Annotated in this window: 13 protein-coding genes and 1 pseudogene; 5 read left to right on the top strand and 9 right to left on the bottom strand. The window is 64.2% G+C overall.

Annotated features, from left to right (window positions below; translation table 11 throughout):
- Nucleotides 1-59: 59 nt before the first annotated feature.
- A complete protein-coding gene (locus LDO29_RS24585; protein WP_224082354.1) occupies nucleotides 60-1019 on the top strand; it encodes a LysR family transcriptional regulator in 960 nt (319 codons plus the stop codon).
- Between the two features lie 84 nt (nucleotides 1020-1103).
- Here LDO29_RS24585 and LDO29_RS24580 read toward each other — a convergent pair whose 3' ends face one another.
- Complete coding sequence (locus LDO29_RS24580; RefSeq protein WP_224082353.1) at nucleotides 1104-1364, bottom strand: hypothetical protein; 261 nt, start codon at nucleotides 1362-1364, stop codon at nucleotides 1104-1106.
- Between the two features lie 312 nt (nucleotides 1365-1676).
- Between LDO29_RS24580 and LDO29_RS24575 the strand changes: the two genes are divergently transcribed.
- Nucleotides 1677-2075 (top strand): DUF1801 domain-containing protein, encoded by a 399-nt coding sequence (locus tag LDO29_RS24575; protein WP_224082352.1) that lies wholly within the window; start codon nucleotides 1677-1679, stop codon nucleotides 2073-2075.
- A gap of 156 nt (nucleotides 2076-2231) precedes the next feature.
- On the opposite strand, the gene LDO29_RS24570 is transcribed toward LDO29_RS24575, so the two are convergent.
- The 4 genes from LDO29_RS24570 to LDO29_RS24555 all read right to left on the bottom strand — a co-directional run bounded on the left by LDO29_RS24570 (nucleotide 2232) and on the right by LDO29_RS24555 (nucleotide 6738).
- Nucleotides 2232-3314 carry a porin gene (locus tag LDO29_RS24570; RefSeq protein WP_224082351.1) on the bottom strand — a complete coding sequence of 361 codons (1083 nt, stop codon included), beginning with the start codon at nucleotides 3312-3314 and terminating at the stop codon, nucleotides 2232-2234.
- A 128-nt stretch (nucleotides 3315-3442) separates the two neighbouring features.
- Nucleotides 3443-4747, bottom strand: coding sequence for an MFS transporter (locus tag LDO29_RS24565; protein ID WP_224082350.1), 1305 nt, complete (start codon nucleotides 4745-4747; stop codon nucleotides 3443-3445).
- 50 nt (nucleotides 4748-4797) lie between these two features.
- Complete coding sequence (locus tag LDO29_RS24560; protein WP_224082349.1) at nucleotides 4798-5895, bottom strand: M14 family metallopeptidase; 1098 nt, start codon at nucleotides 5893-5895, stop codon at nucleotides 4798-4800.
- Nucleotides 5896-5931: 36 nt separating this feature from the next.
- Entirely contained in the window at nucleotides 5932-6738 is an 807-nt protein-coding gene (locus tag LDO29_RS24555) for a gamma-glutamyl-gamma-aminobutyrate hydrolase family protein (RefSeq protein WP_224082348.1), read from the bottom strand.
- A 100-nt stretch (nucleotides 6739-6838) separates the two neighbouring features.
- Here LDO29_RS24555 and LDO29_RS24550 point away from each other — a divergent pair, with 100 nt between their 5' ends.
- Nucleotides 6839-7843, top strand: a complete 1005-nt coding sequence (locus tag LDO29_RS24550) for a LysR family transcriptional regulator (protein ID WP_224082347.1) — start codon at nucleotides 6839-6841, stop codon at nucleotides 7841-7843.
- Nucleotides 7844-7870: 27 nt separating this feature from the next.
- On the opposite strand, the gene LDO29_RS24545 is transcribed toward LDO29_RS24550, so the two are convergent.
- The 3 genes from LDO29_RS24545 to LDO29_RS24535 all read right to left on the bottom strand — a co-directional run bounded on the left by LDO29_RS24545 (nucleotide 7871) and on the right by LDO29_RS24535 (nucleotide 10377).
- A complete protein-coding gene (locus tag LDO29_RS24545) occupies nucleotides 7871-8914 on the bottom strand; it encodes a DUF3300 domain-containing protein (RefSeq protein ID WP_224082415.1) in 1044 nt (347 codons plus the stop codon).
- 92 nt (nucleotides 8915-9006) lie between these two features.
- A complete protein-coding gene (locus tag LDO29_RS24540) occupies nucleotides 9007-9906 on the bottom strand; it encodes a DUF2950 domain-containing protein (RefSeq protein ID WP_224082346.1) in 900 nt (299 codons plus the stop codon).
- Between the two features lie 90 nt (nucleotides 9907-9996).
- Nucleotides 9997-10377, bottom strand: coding sequence for an anion permease (locus LDO29_RS24535; protein WP_290369622.1), 381 nt, complete (start codon nucleotides 10375-10377; stop codon nucleotides 9997-9999).
- Nucleotides 10378-10535: 158 nt separating this feature from the next.
- Here LDO29_RS24535 and LDO29_RS24530 point away from each other — a divergent pair.
- Nucleotides 10536-10763 (top strand): annotated as a pseudogene (locus LDO29_RS24530) (2Fe-2S iron-sulfur cluster-binding protein); the annotation flags it as partial.
- 77 nt (nucleotides 10764-10840) lie between these two features.
- Nucleotides 10841-12058 (top strand): monovalent cation:proton antiporter-2 (CPA2) family protein, encoded by a 1218-nt coding sequence (locus tag LDO29_RS24525; protein WP_224082345.1) that lies wholly within the window; start codon nucleotides 10841-10843, stop codon nucleotides 12056-12058.
- Between the two features lie 276 nt (nucleotides 12059-12334).
- On the opposite strand, the gene LDO29_RS24520 is transcribed toward LDO29_RS24525, so the two are convergent.
- Complete coding sequence (locus LDO29_RS24520) at nucleotides 12335-13735, bottom strand: ISNCY family transposase (RefSeq protein WP_224082344.1); 1401 nt, start codon at nucleotides 13733-13735, stop codon at nucleotides 12335-12337.
- Nucleotides 13736-13965 lie beyond the last annotated feature (230 nt).

Below are 13965 nucleotides of genomic sequence, written 5' to 3'. Positions count from 1 at the left end.
GCGATCAATGACGGATTGAGAAAGCAGATATCTCTTGATTGGATAGCAGGAGCCGGCATATGCAAGGGGAAGGGGAACAGGAGCTCACGCTCAAGGCACTGGCCACGTTCATCGCCGTGGCGCATGCGCGCAGCGTCTCGGGCGCCGCCGCGCAGCTTGGGCTCGCGCAGTCGGCCATCAGTCGCCAGGTCAGCCTGCTGGAGAAGACTTTCGGCGGCGCACTGTTCTATCGCACGGGCCGGGGCGTACGGCCGACGGCGCTGGCGGAGCAGGTGCTCGGCGATGCGGAGCCGCTGCTTGCCGGGGCCCGGCAACTGGTGGAGTCCGCCCGGGCGCAGGCAGGCAACGTGACCGGCGTGCTGACGGTGGGCCTGGTGCCGGCGGTGGCGCCGCTGATGGCGACCCGGCTCTTTGCGGCCGTGCAGGCGCGCATGCCCGCGGTGCGGTTGCGGATCGTGGAGGGCTACAGCGGCGAGATCGAGGCGCGCCTGACGCAGGGCAGCATCGACCTAGCCGTGGTGAACCGCTATCGCGCCGAGGGCCGGAACAGCTACCGCCGCCTGCTGGAGACGCCGCTGATGCTCGTTGGGCGGCGCGATGCAATGCGCGCGCACTGGCGTGCGATGGGCGCGGTTCCGGCTGCCATGCAGCTACGCCAGGTTGGCGGGCTGCCGCTTGTACTGCCGGTGCCGCCAAACGCTATCCGCAGCCTGCTCGAGGAGATGGCCAGCGCGCAGGATGTTGGCCTCAACGTCTGCATGGAGGCCACATCGTCGGTCGTGATCAAGCGCATGGTCACTGACCACGCAGCCTTTACGGTGTTGCCGTACCACGCGATCAGCGCCGAACTGGAGAGGGGGGTCTTCGACGCGGTGCCGCTGGCGGACCGCGCCTTGCGGCAGGCCGTGGTGCTGGCCACGAGCAGCCAGCGCCCGTTTACCGCAGCGGCCCGCCGGGTGGCGCAGATGATTCCCGGCATCGCCGACGCACTGATCCGCGAAGGCCAGTGGCGACGATGAAGCGGAACTTGGCGGTACCTGAAATAAGCGGGCTCGCGGGGAAGGAAGCGGAACCGTGCCCGATTCCGCTGTTCCTGTAGAGGCTCAGTGCTGCAGGGCCTGGACGATGCCACCGATGTTGTTGATGGTGTTGGTCATGGTCTTCAGGTCGACGTTGGTGCGGGTCGAAGCATCGACTTGCGTGACCGGTGCGACGATGGTGTTGGGGCTGGCGAACGAGACACCGCTGCCACCGGTGATGGCGTTGATGCCGGAATTCACGAAGACGCTGCCGCCGCGGACGGCGCTCATCTTGGCGTGATCGAGGTCTTGTTCGACGGGCAGGTTCTGGATGGTCAGGGACATGATGGAACTCCTTGGGTGTGCTGGTTTGGCTTGGGTCAGAGAGCATTTAGTATTGCGCTCGCAGGCATATACGCATGGGGTGTGCCAGCCCGGGTTCCACTCGCTCAAGAAATCATCAACTCATTGAAAATAAACAGGAAATTCATGCGCCTGCTGGACCGATTGCGGCCTGTTCACGCCAAGGCGTGTCTGGCGGCGACAAACATGTTCCGCAAGCACTGTCTGGTGGTCACAGACACATGGCACACGGCGCAGCCGAAGGGCTGGTTGCGAGAAAGCTAGAATGTCCGCCTTGGCTTCAGGAGCGCGGGCATGAAGAACACCGAAGTGCAGGACGGCAGGTCTCCTTCCCAACTGATCGACGAGAGAATCCGCGAGCTTGGCGACTGGCGCGGCGAGATGCTCGGACGCATCCGGCAACTCATCAAGGCTGCCGATCCGGAGGTGGTTGAGGAGTGGAAGTGGCGAGGTGTTCCGGTGTGGTCGCATGACGGCATCCTGTGCACCGGAGAGACGTACAAGAACGTGGTGAAGATGACGTTTGCGAAGGGGGCGTCGCTGCCGGACCCGTCGCGGCTCTTCAACGCGAGCCTGGAAGGGAATACACGGCGCGCCATCGATATCCACGAGGGCGAGGAAATCGACGAGAAGGCGCTGAAGACCTTGATCCAGGCTGCCGTGGCGTTGAACCAGTCCAAGCCGCGGCGCTGACTGCCCGAGCCGAAAGCAAGGCTGGAAGAGCCACGCTACCGAGAAGCCTGGTGCCTGACCGGTCTGAGCATCTCGTACTCCTTGATGCGTGCGCACCGCGCTTCCACCTCTGAACACTAGCCCCAGGCCGGCGCGGCGTTGACAAGGGGCCAGCGTTCAGAACAGGTGCCGAATTCCGACACGCGAGAGAAACTGCTTGTCGGACGAGGATGTTCCTGCCATGGCAATGGAAGCCACTGTCCCCGAGGCGCCGCTCGCGCGCTGGGCGTGCAGGTCGAGATACACGTCGGTCCGCTTCGAGAGGCGGTAGTCGATCCCGCCGGAAAGCGTGATCCAGCGCGAGCTGTCGAGCCTGTCGATCGAGACCTTTCCGGACAGCAGCACATTGCCACTGAGCTGATACTCGCCGCCCATGTGAAGGACCTGGTCCCTGGAATTGCGGCCGGCAAGTTCCAGATATGTATTGGTATAGAGCGCGGAGAGCTTCAACGACTGCCACTGGTAGGACGCGCCCGTGGCGACGATCCGCTGCTTGTCGGCGAACAGCGTGGCGGCCGGTGTCAGCGGGCGGCCGAACATCGCGGGGGCACCCGTCAGACCTGCGTAGACCGGCGCTCCGTTGATATCGGTGTACGCGGCGCCGGCCGAGAATGCTCCTGAACTGTATTGGGCCAGCCCACTGATGGCGCGGCCCTTGTTGGTCGACGAATTCCCTGAGTCATTGCCGAAGCTGTAGATGCCCCCGAACCGCAGGCCACCGAATTCCTTGCTCAGGAACTGGATGGCATCGTTCAGGCGCTGACCGGAGACGCGGTCCAGGTCAGCGTTCTCGACACTGTGGATGCCGCACTGGAGGCACGGCAGGTAGCGCAGCATCTGATAGGCGAAGTCATATTGGCGACCCAGCGAGACGTCGCCGATGTCCCGGTCGCCCAAGCCCACGAAGGCCTGCTTGCCGAACATCAGCCCGCCTTGTCCGAGCGCCCCCGTATCGACCGAGAAGCCGCTTTCCAGTCGGAAGAAGGCCTGCTTGCCGCTGCCAAGGTCTTCCGATCCCGTAATGCCGAGGGCATTCGCCTTGTTGATGCCGTCCTGGGTGGCCACAAGGGAATGGCCGCGGACATTACTGATGTAAGTGATGCCCTCGTCGACGCTCCCGTAGATGCTGACGCCTTGCTGGGCCGTCGCGGCGGTGCTGAGGCAGGCCAGCGCCAGGCCGGTGATGGTGAAACGGTTCACGGATTTTCCCTTTGTCTCTGTGTGTCGTCGTTGCGGGCAAGACGTTTCCCCGCGGCCTCTGCGGAGGCCGTGTTCTTCTGGAGCGATGTGCGGGAGGCGCGGCAGGATCAGGCGATCCCGCGCCGGCTTCAGATTTCTACATCGCGGGTTTCGGGCAGCAACCACATGGCCACGAGGCTGACGAGGCTGGTTGCAGCGAGATACCAGGCGGGCGACATCGGATCGCCGGTCCAGGCCAGCAGCCCTGTCACTGCAAACTGCGTGGTACCGCCAAAGAGCGTGGTGCCGATGGCGTAGACAAGGGAAATGCCTGTGCTGCGGAACGACGCGGGCAGCAGTTCCGGGATGACGACCATCGCCGCCGCCGCGCTCATGGCCGTAAGCGCGGCAATCACCGCCGTCACGGCAAGAAAGCTGAACGCGCCAGGCGCGGAGATCAGCCACGAGAACATCGGCACGATCAGCAGCATCAGCATCACCCGGGGCAGGACCAGTACTACCTTGCGGCCGCGGCGGTCGCACAGCCAGCCGCCCAGCAGCGCAAACGCAAAGGTGATCGCGCCGCCTGCGAGCGCGCTCGTCTGCGCCAGCGTCGGGGGCAGGTGCAAGGTCTGGATGGCATAGGTGGTCATGTAGTTGCCGATTTGCGACGACACAGCGCCCGCCAGCGTCATGAGTACGCCAAGGATCAGGTAGCCCCGGTACCGGCGCACCACGCCACCGAGGATTTCGCCCGTGCTCCGGCTGGTACTGGCCTCAAAGGTCTCGGGCAGGCTGCGGCGGATCTTCACGGCTACCGGCACCAGCACGATGCTGACCAGGAACGGCACGCGCCACCCCCACGCCGCGAGCTGCTCGGCCGTCAGGACCAGCGATACCGCCACCCCCAGCAGCCCGCCGATCGCGACCGCGATACCCTGGCTGGCCAGTTGCCAGCTCGCATACAGCGCGCGCTGGTTCGGCGGTGCAGCTTCGATCAGCAATGCGGTGGCGGGGCCGACTTCTCCGCCCAGCGCCAGGCCCTGCAGCAACCGGCAAGCCACGACGATCAGCGGCGCCGCGATTCCGATCGAGGCATAGCTGGGCGTCGCAGCCATGCCAAGCGTGCCAACCGTGATGAGTGCGACGGTCAGGATCATTGCCGGCTTGCGTCCGGCACGGTCCGCCAGCGCGCCGATCAGGACAGCGCCGAGCGGCCGGGTAAAGAACCCGACGCCGAAGGTGGCGGCCGATAGCAGCAGGCTGCCGAATTCGCCCTCCACCGGAAAGAAGGCACGGCCGATATAGACGGCGAAGTAGGCGTAGATGACGAAATCGTAGAACTCCAGCGCATTGCCTGCGACGGCGGCGGCCACGGCGGCGCGGCCGATGACCGGGCGCGCGGCTGCCGGCGCGGGCGGGTGTCTGGTGTCGAGCAGGGTGGAAGCGGGCATGTTGTCTCCGTATTGCATATCTGTCGTGGTTCTCCGCGGCTGCAGCGCAATCAGGCCGCGCCGGCGGTGCTATCGGCTAGGCCGTGCACTGTCTGCAGGAACAGCTCGCGTCCCTGCTCCCAGATGTCGCGCTGCCAGTCGTCCGCTTGTGGGTAGAAGGCGTCCTTCAGCGACTGGCGGATGGATGCGGCTTGCCTGGCGTCCGAACTGCCGTGGCAATGCAGCCAATGTTCGGCGCGCATGGCGTCGATGACCTGCCGCGTCGGATAGGTGCCGAACTCGAGGCAGACATTGGTCTGGACTGCCTGCGGGCATTCTTCGTAGAGCGCGTACTGGATCGGCCCCGTCATTGGGATGCTGGTGGAACTGCCGGTATCGACCGACGTCACCTGGTTGCCCCACCAGCGGCGCGCGCGGTCGAGCGCGCCGCCGGTGTCCACGCACGCGAAGATGCGCTCGCCCGCGCCGTACGGGCCAAGGCCCGTGTGGATGTCGATGGAGCCGATCTGCCGGCACTGCACGGCGTAGCGGCGCAGGATGCGGCGGAATGTGACGTTGCTCCATGCCGGGGCCTGTCCCCCGAAATGCATGCCGTCCGGAAACGCGTACTGGCCCAACGACACGGCGCGCTGGAAGCTGCGCGGGCCGACCTGTTGCCGGTAGTCGTCGAGCATGGCCTTGTTGGCATCGGTGGGCGGCCATATGGCCGGCAGCAGCAGGTCATGGATTTCCGCGTAGGGGGCATTGACTGGCAGCGGGGCGGAGAAGTCGACGAAGTTGCGATTGAGGTCGACATTCTCCTGCGTTGCCCGCCGCGAGTATGAGAATCCGTATGGGTTGACTGCGTGGACGTGCAGCACGGCGGTGTGCGCTGCATGCGCGGCGCCCAGGCCGAGCAGGCCCGTCTGGATAGCGGATCCGCAATACCCTTCCACGCCGTGAACCCCGCTGATGACGACGAGCAGATTGCGGGCATCTGCCGGACCGTCGAGCACAACATCCGTGGCGAGCGTCTCGCCATCGGCGCCACCGATCGGAAGCTCGAAAGAGTCCACGGCCAGGTGACGATGGGCTGCGGCGCGCAGGAATTTGTCGCGTGCTTCGGCGTAGCTGCGGCTGAAGAGGGATCGAATTTCGGAAATGTTCATGGATGCTGCGCTGTCTGCAATCGGTAAGGGCGGTGTTCACTTGCCAGTCATGGCGGGCGCGATGCCAGCTCGGACGCGGCCACGCTGCGCGCACGCTTCGCCGAATGTGGCAAAGATGCGGCGCGAGAGCGCACAGTCGCCGACGCGCATTTCGGGGTGCCATTGCACGGCCAGCGTGAACTGCGGCGCTGCTTCGACCGACAATGCCTCCACGAGGCCGTCCGGGGCGGTGGCTTCGACACGCAGGCCGTCGCCCAACCGCTCGATGCCCTGGTGATGCAGGGAGTTGACGAGGCAGGAGCCGTCCGGCGTGATCCCCGCCAGCCGGCCGCCGGGGACAACATGGATGGCATGGCGATCTTCGTACCACTGGGGGATCGGCCGTTCGTGGTCGCCCTCCCGATGGTCGAGTCGGCCCGGCTGGGCATGCACGGCCCGATCGAGGGTGCCGCCGTAGGCGACATTCAGTTCCTGGAGGCCGCGGCAAATACCAAGGATTGGCATGCCCGCGGCGACCAGCCCGGGCAAAAGCGGTAGCACCGAGGCATCGCGGGCCGGGTCTTGCACGGTGGAGGCCGGCAGCGGCGCGGCGCCATAGCGCTCCGCCGCCACGTTGGACGGGCTGCCCGTCAGCAGGATGCCGTCGACCGCATCCATCAATGCAGCGCTGTCCACGGCTTCCGGGCAGGCCGGCAGCAACAGCGGCAGCGCACCGGCCGCCGAAGCGACGGCGCGCACGTAGCCTTCGAAGGCCGAATAGGCGACGTGGTGGTACAGCTCGACGCGGTCAGTAATGATGGCCACCACAGGTCGGCGGGCGGGGCGGATATGTGCGGCTGGCATGGCTCTGCGTGCAAGGGAAGACGAGCGCAGTGTAGGGAGCTGCCATACTTCTGTATATTGCAACTAAATTGATGTTTGATTGCAGATTCTGCAAGTCACTATGAACACTAGGCAATTGCGTCACTTCCTTGCCGTTCTCGACAGCGGTTCGCTGATCGCAGCAGCGGAAACCGTCCACCTGAGCCTGCCGGCCCTGTCGCGCAGCATCCGGGCGCTGGAAGACGGCCTGGGTGTCCCGCTGTTTGATCGCACCGACCGGCGGTTGCAACCCACGGCGTATGCGTATGCCTATGCACCGCGCGCGCGCAGGATGGTGCTGGACGAAAAGGAAGCCATCAGGACCCTCGACCTTATGCGCACGGGTGATCTGGGGATGGTATCGATGGGGATGGGTTCGTCGCTGGCGGAGCCGGTACTACGCCCGATGCTGGCCGAACTCCTCAGAACATCTCCCGGTGTGCGGCTGCGCAGCCTGATCGAGACCTCCGACCGCCTGCTCGATGCGCTCGTTGCCGAGCGTCTGGACTTCTTCGTCGGTGATATCCGCGTGGCGCAGGGCCATCCGGAACTCGCCATCGAGCCGCTGCATCGCAGCACGTTCGGCTGGTATGCCCGAACCGGCCATCCGCTGGCAAGCCAGCAAGGGATCGACAGCAAGACGCTGCGCCAGTATCCGCTGATCGCGACTGGCTACGTGGAGCCGTCACTGCTGCAGAGCCTGGGGCAAAACTATGCGTTGTCGTCCCCGGTGCTCGACCACTTTTCGCTGATTACCGACGACCTGGGCACCGTACGCGAGATCGTCGCATCCAGCGATTCGATCGTGCCGGCCACCGACATTTCGATGCTCGCCGCCATGCGCTCGGGCGCCGTGATGGCGCTCGATGTGATGCCGCCGCTTGAGCTTGACATGACCCTTGGCATCGTCCGGCAAAGCCAGCGGACACTGGCCCCTGCGACCGAGAAAGCGTACGGGCTCGTGCGCAGCCTGTTTGCCGCAGCAGCGGCGGACATTTCAGCACTAAGGCGCGCCGCTGCCGGTCCCGCGCGGGGGCGAAGCCGATCGGGGGCGGCTGCAGCGAGTCATCGGGAAGTAGGGGGATAAGGCGCGGCAGCCCGATGCGTTGGTTTGCTACCGCCGACCGCCGCCACCCCGTCCGCCAAACCCACCGCCGCGCCCGCCACCGCCAAAGCTACCGCCACGGCCTGCACCAGAACCCATGCTCGACCTGCCCCGATTGACGTCGCGTTGCATGGCACTGCCGCCACCGCCCACGCCCTGGAAGCCATTGTCCCGGCCGCCGGCCGCGTCGCGCCCGCGAAAACCGTTGCGGCCCGACGCGCCGGCGGTGCTCCGGCCAAACTTCTCGCGCGTGGCATTGTCGCGATAGGCAACCCCCTGTCGGTGCCGCGCGTCATGTTGCCAGCGGTCGCCCTGGAACTTGCTGGCGTCGAAATTGCGGTCGATGTTCCTGGCCTTGTGGTGCTCTACATGGACCCCGCCATTATTCCAGTCGCAGTTCCCGAAGATCGCGGCGGCCGCGACCAGGCCGATGCCAAATGCGATGCCGCTGCCGACGGCGGCGCCGGGATAATAGGCGCCGTAGGGCGGCCAGTAGTAATACGGATACCCCGCATAGCCCCAGCCGCCATAGACAATCGCCGGATCGTACACAGGCACGTAAACCACCTCGGGATTGGCCGGCTCGATACGCACGATGGTCTGCGGCGCGCCGGCCGCGCCGGCTGTTTCCACGGTCACGGTCTGCTGCGGCCCCGACTCGAGGTGGCCGGCCTGCCGGGCGCGCAGGCGCAGGCGCTGTATGGCATCGAACACGTCCTTCTGCTGGGCCAGGAAGGCATCCCCCAGCTTCTGGGTCCAGTCAAGCTTGTCGCCCATGGGCTCCAGGATCTGCGGGAATGCCACCAGCGACTTCACGCTGACATCCCACGTTTCGCCCTGAACCGCCTTGACCGCCGCATCGCCCTTGAGGTTCGGATGCGCCTTGACCCAGCGCGCGGCGAGGGCGACTTCCAGCGGATAGGTCGAGGCCATCAGGACCTGGGAGAGCAGGGGATCGGGATAGAGCGCGATCGGCGCGACCATCGCCTCGATCTCCTCCGCCTTGTAGGGCGCGGGCTCGCCTTGCGCCTGCGGCGTCGCTGCGCCAGGCATCGCGGGTGCGGGCCCCGCTGTTGGCGGCGCGGCGGTCTGGCATGCGCTCAGTACCAGCACGGCACAACACGCTGTGGTCAGGATGCGCGGTTTCATGGCGACACCTTTTTCCAGCCAGGAGCCGGGTCGAATGACTTCGTCGCCGCGGCCTTGCCGGCGCTGTCAGGACCGAGGTCGCGTTGGTAGACCTGTCCCTTGTGGTTGACGATGAAACTCATCACGCCGGTGTCGCCATAGCGCACCGGCCACGCCATGACCGCGAAGCCGCCGAACAGCCTGCCGTCGACCACGTAGTTCAATGCGCCGCCGTCGCCATGAGGCCCTTGCGCGGTCAGCAGCTTGTACTGGTAGCCGTGGTAGCCCTCCTTGCTGGCATTGCGCTCGCCGGCGTCGCGGAAGGCGGGGCCGAGCGGGCTCGGTGGTTCCTCCGGCCCGGTTGGCCAATAGAGCCCGTCATGCTTGCCGGGGGAACTGGTCAGCATGCTGGCATAGACCATCCGCTTCTCGTCGTCGTGGGTGGTCTGGGCGTACTCGTCCTGCGCGTCGCAGATGGCCTGCATGGTCTGGATCACGGCAAGTTCGTTCCGGCCGATGCGTCGCACGCGCATTTCGCGGGCGCCCGCCTGCGTATCGAACTGCCATCCTTTGGCGGACCTGACCAGCGGCACGGGCAAGGTCCATCCGTCGTTGCCTACGGCGATCACTGCGTGCTTGCCAGATTGCCGGACGCGGTGCGACGTGGCCCAGGCGCTGTCGAAGTGGCTCCGGACGTCGGCGCCGACCGGCGGAATGACGTCGCGGTAGTCGGCGCCCAGCATGCCCTTCATCGCGGCTTCGTCATTGTCGCGGACCGCCTGGCCGAAGGCGGTCATGGCGGCGTCGGGCGTGTCGAAATACTGGCGCGCCACGGCATGTGTCGCAGCGAGGCCAAGCAGGCAGGCACAGCCCAGCGCGGCGATGGATTTCCTCAGGTTTCCCGACCGTCTTGTCATAGTCCAGCCTCTTGTTATGAATCCCTGTTCGGATGCGACGTAGTGCAGCTTCAGCAAACGTGCCGTTTCAAAGCAGCAGGGGCACGCCGATCAACAGGAAGGCGACAATGTAGATGACGCCAAAGATTGCACCGAGCCGCCAGTCGTCGCCGGCAGCAGGGCAATCCGCCTGCCCAGGCCGGTCTTCTCGTATCCCATGGCAAACATGAAGGCGCCAAAGATCAGCCACACGGTGCTGTTGGCTAACCCGGAAAGCGCCCACGCCAGGGACGCGTTGCCCGGATTGAAGCCCGCCTTGGCAAGCTGTTCCGGACTGAAGAACACCCATTCGCCAAGTATCGCCACCATTGTCACCGCGATCATTCCGATGGCCGCGCCCCGAAGAGGCTCCAGCATCAGGCCGACAATCACGCCGACGAAGATCGCAAAGTAGTACCAGGTGTGCTGTGCAAGGTCCTCGGGCGCCGGGATGAGGGCGATCGCAATCGCCGCAAGCAGGGCGCAAGAGGTTTCCAGTAAGCACGCATGCGACGCTTCATTCGCAAACCTCCACTGTGCTAAGGTTTATATGACCTTTTGGGCGGAAACGCCAGTATGGCGCCGGCGGCGCCTGCGACAGGGGCGAGACGATGGGACTGGTTCGCATGAGCATCCAGGGGCGCCCGGTCGAGGCGCCGGCCAATTGCTCCATCCTGCAGGCATTCCTGCATGCCGGTGAAACGCTGATCGAGGGTGTCGGCTGCATGGGCCAGGGCGTATGCGGGTCGTGCCGCGTCATGGTGCGGCGCAGCGGCGAGCAGGACGTGAAGACCGCGCTGGCCTGCGAAACCCTGGTCGAGGACGGCATGCAGGTCGCCCGCAGCTGCCACCTGTTGCGGCAACGCAATAGCGTCTAGAATTCGCGAATCATCAGCCACGAAGCGAAGAGCGGATCATGAGTCTCCTCATCGACGCTGTGCTGTTCCTTGCCGCTGCCCTGGTTGCGGTGCCGATATCGGTAAGACTGGGGTTCGGTTCCGTGCTGGGCTATCTCGTTGCCGGCGTGGCAATCGGGCCTTCTGTTCTCGGTCTCGTCGAAGATGTCGACCGGGTATTCCATGTCTCCGAGCTCGGCATCGTGCTGATGATGTTTGTCATCGGCATAGAAATGGACGTTCGCAAGCTGTGGAAGATGCGGCAGTCCATTTTCGGCTACGGCGGAATCCAGGTTGTCCTGTGCGCGGGCCTGTTGGCGGTTGCGTTCATCAGTTTCGGGGTGAACTGGCGCGTCGGCATTGCCGCCGGATTTGCGCTGTCGCTGTCGTCAACGGCAATGGTCATTGCAATCCTGGAGCAACAGGGCCTGATGCAGGCACCTGTTGGCCAGACAAGCTTCGGGATCCTGCTGTTCCAGGATATCGCCGCGATCCCTATGATCGCGCTGTTGCCACTGCTGTCCCCGGTGCCGTCCGCCGATACGTCGAGTGACGGCTGGAATCTTGCCATCAGGGCGTTGGCAATGCTCGCCGCCGTGATCGTTGTCGGCAGCCTCCTCTTGCGGTATCTGCTGCCCTTCATCAGGCGAAGCGGCACCCGGGACACCCTGACGGTATTCGCGCTGCTCTGGGTAATTGGTATTGCGCTGCTCATGCACAGCGTGCACCTTTCGATGTCGCTCGGTGCGTTTGTGGCCGGTGTGCTGCTGGCTGGGTCTGATTGCCGGGAGGAGATCGAATCGGATATCGCGCCATTCAAAGGCGTGCTGCTCGGCTTGTTTTTCATGGCCGTCGGCATGTCCATTGATTTCGGCGTGCTGGCAAGAAACCCGCTGTTGGTCGCCGTGCTGGTGTTCGTGCTGGTCGGCACCAAGCTTGGGGCCTTGCTGTACCTGGCAAAGCGATTTCAGGTGCCGCAGCGGGAACGGTTGTACTTCGCGATCCTGATTTCCCAGGGCGGAGAGTTTGCGTTCGTCGTCATGGCCGCCGCCGAGGAGGCTCGCCTGGTAAATGGCGAGCAAATGTCGATCGTGACCGCCGTGGTCGCGCTATCCATGGCCGCCACGCCGCTCCTGCTGATGGCGCAGCACGGGCTGGCGCGCCGGAAACCGGGTGAACCGTACCACCGGGCGGCAAAAAGTCCGCCTAACGAAGCTCACGACGCTGATTTGCGTTGATGCGTGTGGGGGCTGGCGAAGGACATTCTGATCTGGCTGGAAGCGGACATTCTGGTTTAGCCCCTACAACCAACCGTTGTTTGTCCAGGCAAAGTTGAAATGTCCGGGCAGCAGCAAAGTTGAAATGTCCGGCTGTCCTTTGTCCTTTCAGCTTGTTTGTTCAGTCTTTTGGGGTGCCCGTCGGGCGGTGGTGCTGGCCTGACGCGATAGAGTCCAGCTCAGGGTGAAGCTGTCATCCCAGCAGGGCGGATTTGAATTCCCGGGCGCGAGCTGAAATCAGTTCTCGGTTCCGTTAAGCGGCCACGGTTGTTGCTGTAAGCGCTTTAGCGCTTCCAACATATCGTTCTGATCCAGCGAGCGCTGCGACTTCTTGCCTGGTGGTCGTCCGCGCTTGCGGACGACGCCTTCCGTGGCAGGCAACGAGAAAGACCGCGTGTTGTCGCGCTTCTCTTGAACGTATTGCGCCAGTTGCAATACGTGCCCCAGCCGCTTGTTGTCCACGATCGAACCTTGATCTACTTCCGAGAGCCGGTCATAGGTGGTGTAGGGCAGGGCGACGCCATTTGCGCGTGGCTCGATCCTGCCATCGGCATAGTGATAGACATCGATATAGCGACCGGCCAGCTTCCGATGCTCGGGGGTATCCGCCAACAGGTAGAGCACCTTGTCATACTGGATCGTCAGGCTCTTGGAGACACAGCGCGGCTCGCGCCAGGCGAAGATCAGATCCAGGTTCTCGTCCGGTCGCAGCGGGCGATGGGCGTTATGGCTGTTACGCGGGACCTTGGCAAAGCGCGCGTTATAGTCCGCGATGAATTCGGGCATGAAGGCGTTGGCGGCTTCCATGGTGCTGATATTGCGAAGGCGCAACTCCTTGACCAGGCGATCCTGCAGGGTCAGGTGGGTCCGTTCCACGCGCCCTTTGGCCTGGCTGCTGTTGGCGCAGATGCCTTCGATGTTCAGCTCGAACATGGCCCGGGAGAACTGGGTATGACCGTCGCCACCGGTCGCGTTCGGATTGTTGACCCGGAAAACGCTGGCCTTGTCGCTATAGAACGCGACGGGCTTGCCATGGCGCTCCAGGTAAGCACGGGTCGCGGCAAAGTATGTGAACGTGGACTCGGAATGGGCAAAGCTCAATTCCATGATTCGGCTGCTTGCATCGTCGACATAGACCAACAGCGTGCATGCTGGTGCGCGTTCCTCAAACCAGCGGTGATCGCAGCCGTCAATCTGAATCAGTTCGCCATAGCAGGCGCGGCGGTTGCGCGGCTGGTGGACCTTCGGTGGTCGCTGTTTGCGCGGCACCCATAGGCCGGCCGCCGCCATCAGCCGGCGAATCGTTTCCTTGGACAACGTCAGCCCATGACGCTCGCGCAGCTTCTCGGCGGCCAGGGTCGGGCCAAAGTCAGCGTAGTGCTCCCGGATCAGGCCCAGCGCCGCGGCTTCGCGATCCGCTGCCAGGCGATTGTTGCTGGGACGACCGCGCCGGCGAGACACTAGCCCGGATGGGCCTTCTTGCCGATAGCGTTCCAGCAACCGCCGCAACTGCCGGTCAGTGATCTCCAACCGTTCAGCGGCCACACTTGGCCGTAACTGACCATCCACGACCGCCTGGACGGTCTTGAGCCTGTCTAACTCACGCATGCTGACTGTAATGACCTCGGATTTAGCCATCGCCTGGCGTTCCCATCGTGTTTAACCGGGCAGGCTAAATACCATGAATAGAGCACTCAGGCGGACATTTGAACTTTGCCAAAACCGGACATTACAACTTTGCCGCTACATTGTTTCTTCGCATTCTTGGCACCTGTGGCCTAGTGTTGCGCTGGGCTTTTCCCGTTTTGTTGTATTTCAGCGGGAAGGTGGCCGAGTTCTCCACTGGGCACCCACTTTTTTGGCTGGCA

The organism is Cupriavidus laharis, from assembly GCF_914271435.1.
In the GTDB taxonomy this organism is placed as follows: Bacteria; Pseudomonadota; Gammaproteobacteria; order Burkholderiales; family Burkholderiaceae; genus Cupriavidus; species Cupriavidus laharis.
Note: the sequence above shows the minus strand (reverse complement) of the source record. Positions and strands in the feature narration are given on the sequence as shown.

Bases quoted from the DNA above. Each gene is read 5' to 3' on its own strand.
- LDO29_RS24580 (WP_224082353.1), bottom strand. From the start codon at position 1,364: ATGTCCCTGACCATCCAGAACCTGCCCGTCGAACAAGACCTCGATCAC.
- LDO29_RS24525 (WP_224082345.1), top strand. From the start codon at position 10,841: ATGAGTCTCCTCATCGACGCTGTGCTGTTCCTTGCCGCTGCCCTGGTT.
- LDO29_RS24540 (WP_224082346.1), bottom strand. From the start codon at position 9,906: ATGACAAGACGGTCGGGAAACCTGAGGAAATCCATCGCCGCGCTGGGC.
- LDO29_RS24555 (WP_224082348.1), bottom strand. From the start codon at position 6,738: ATGCCAGCCGCACATATCCGCCCCGCCCGCCGACCTGTGGTGGCCATC.
- LDO29_RS24585 (WP_224082354.1), top strand. From the start codon at position 60: ATGCAAGGGGAAGGGGAACAGGAGCTCACGCTCAAGGCACTGGCCACG.
- LDO29_RS24545 (WP_224082415.1), bottom strand. From the start codon at position 8,914: ATGCCTGGCGCAGCGACGCCGCAGGCGCAAGGCGAGCCCGCGCCCTAC.
- LDO29_RS24520 (WP_224082344.1), bottom strand. From the start codon at position 13,735: ATGGCTAAATCCGAGGTCATTACAGTCAGCATGCGTGAGTTAGACAGG.
- LDO29_RS24560 (WP_224082349.1), bottom strand. From the start codon at position 5,895: ATGAACATTTCCGAAATTCGATCCCTCTTCAGCCGCAGCTACGCCGAA.
- LDO29_RS24565 (WP_224082350.1), bottom strand. From the start codon at position 4,747: ATGCCCGCTTCCACCCTGCTCGACACCAGACACCCGCCCGCGCCGGCA.
- LDO29_RS24550 (WP_224082347.1), top strand. From the start codon at position 6,839: ATGAACACTAGGCAATTGCGTCACTTCCTTGCCGTTCTCGACAGCGGT.
- LDO29_RS24575 (WP_224082352.1), top strand. From the start codon at position 1,677: ATGAAGAACACCGAAGTGCAGGACGGCAGGTCTCCTTCCCAACTGATC.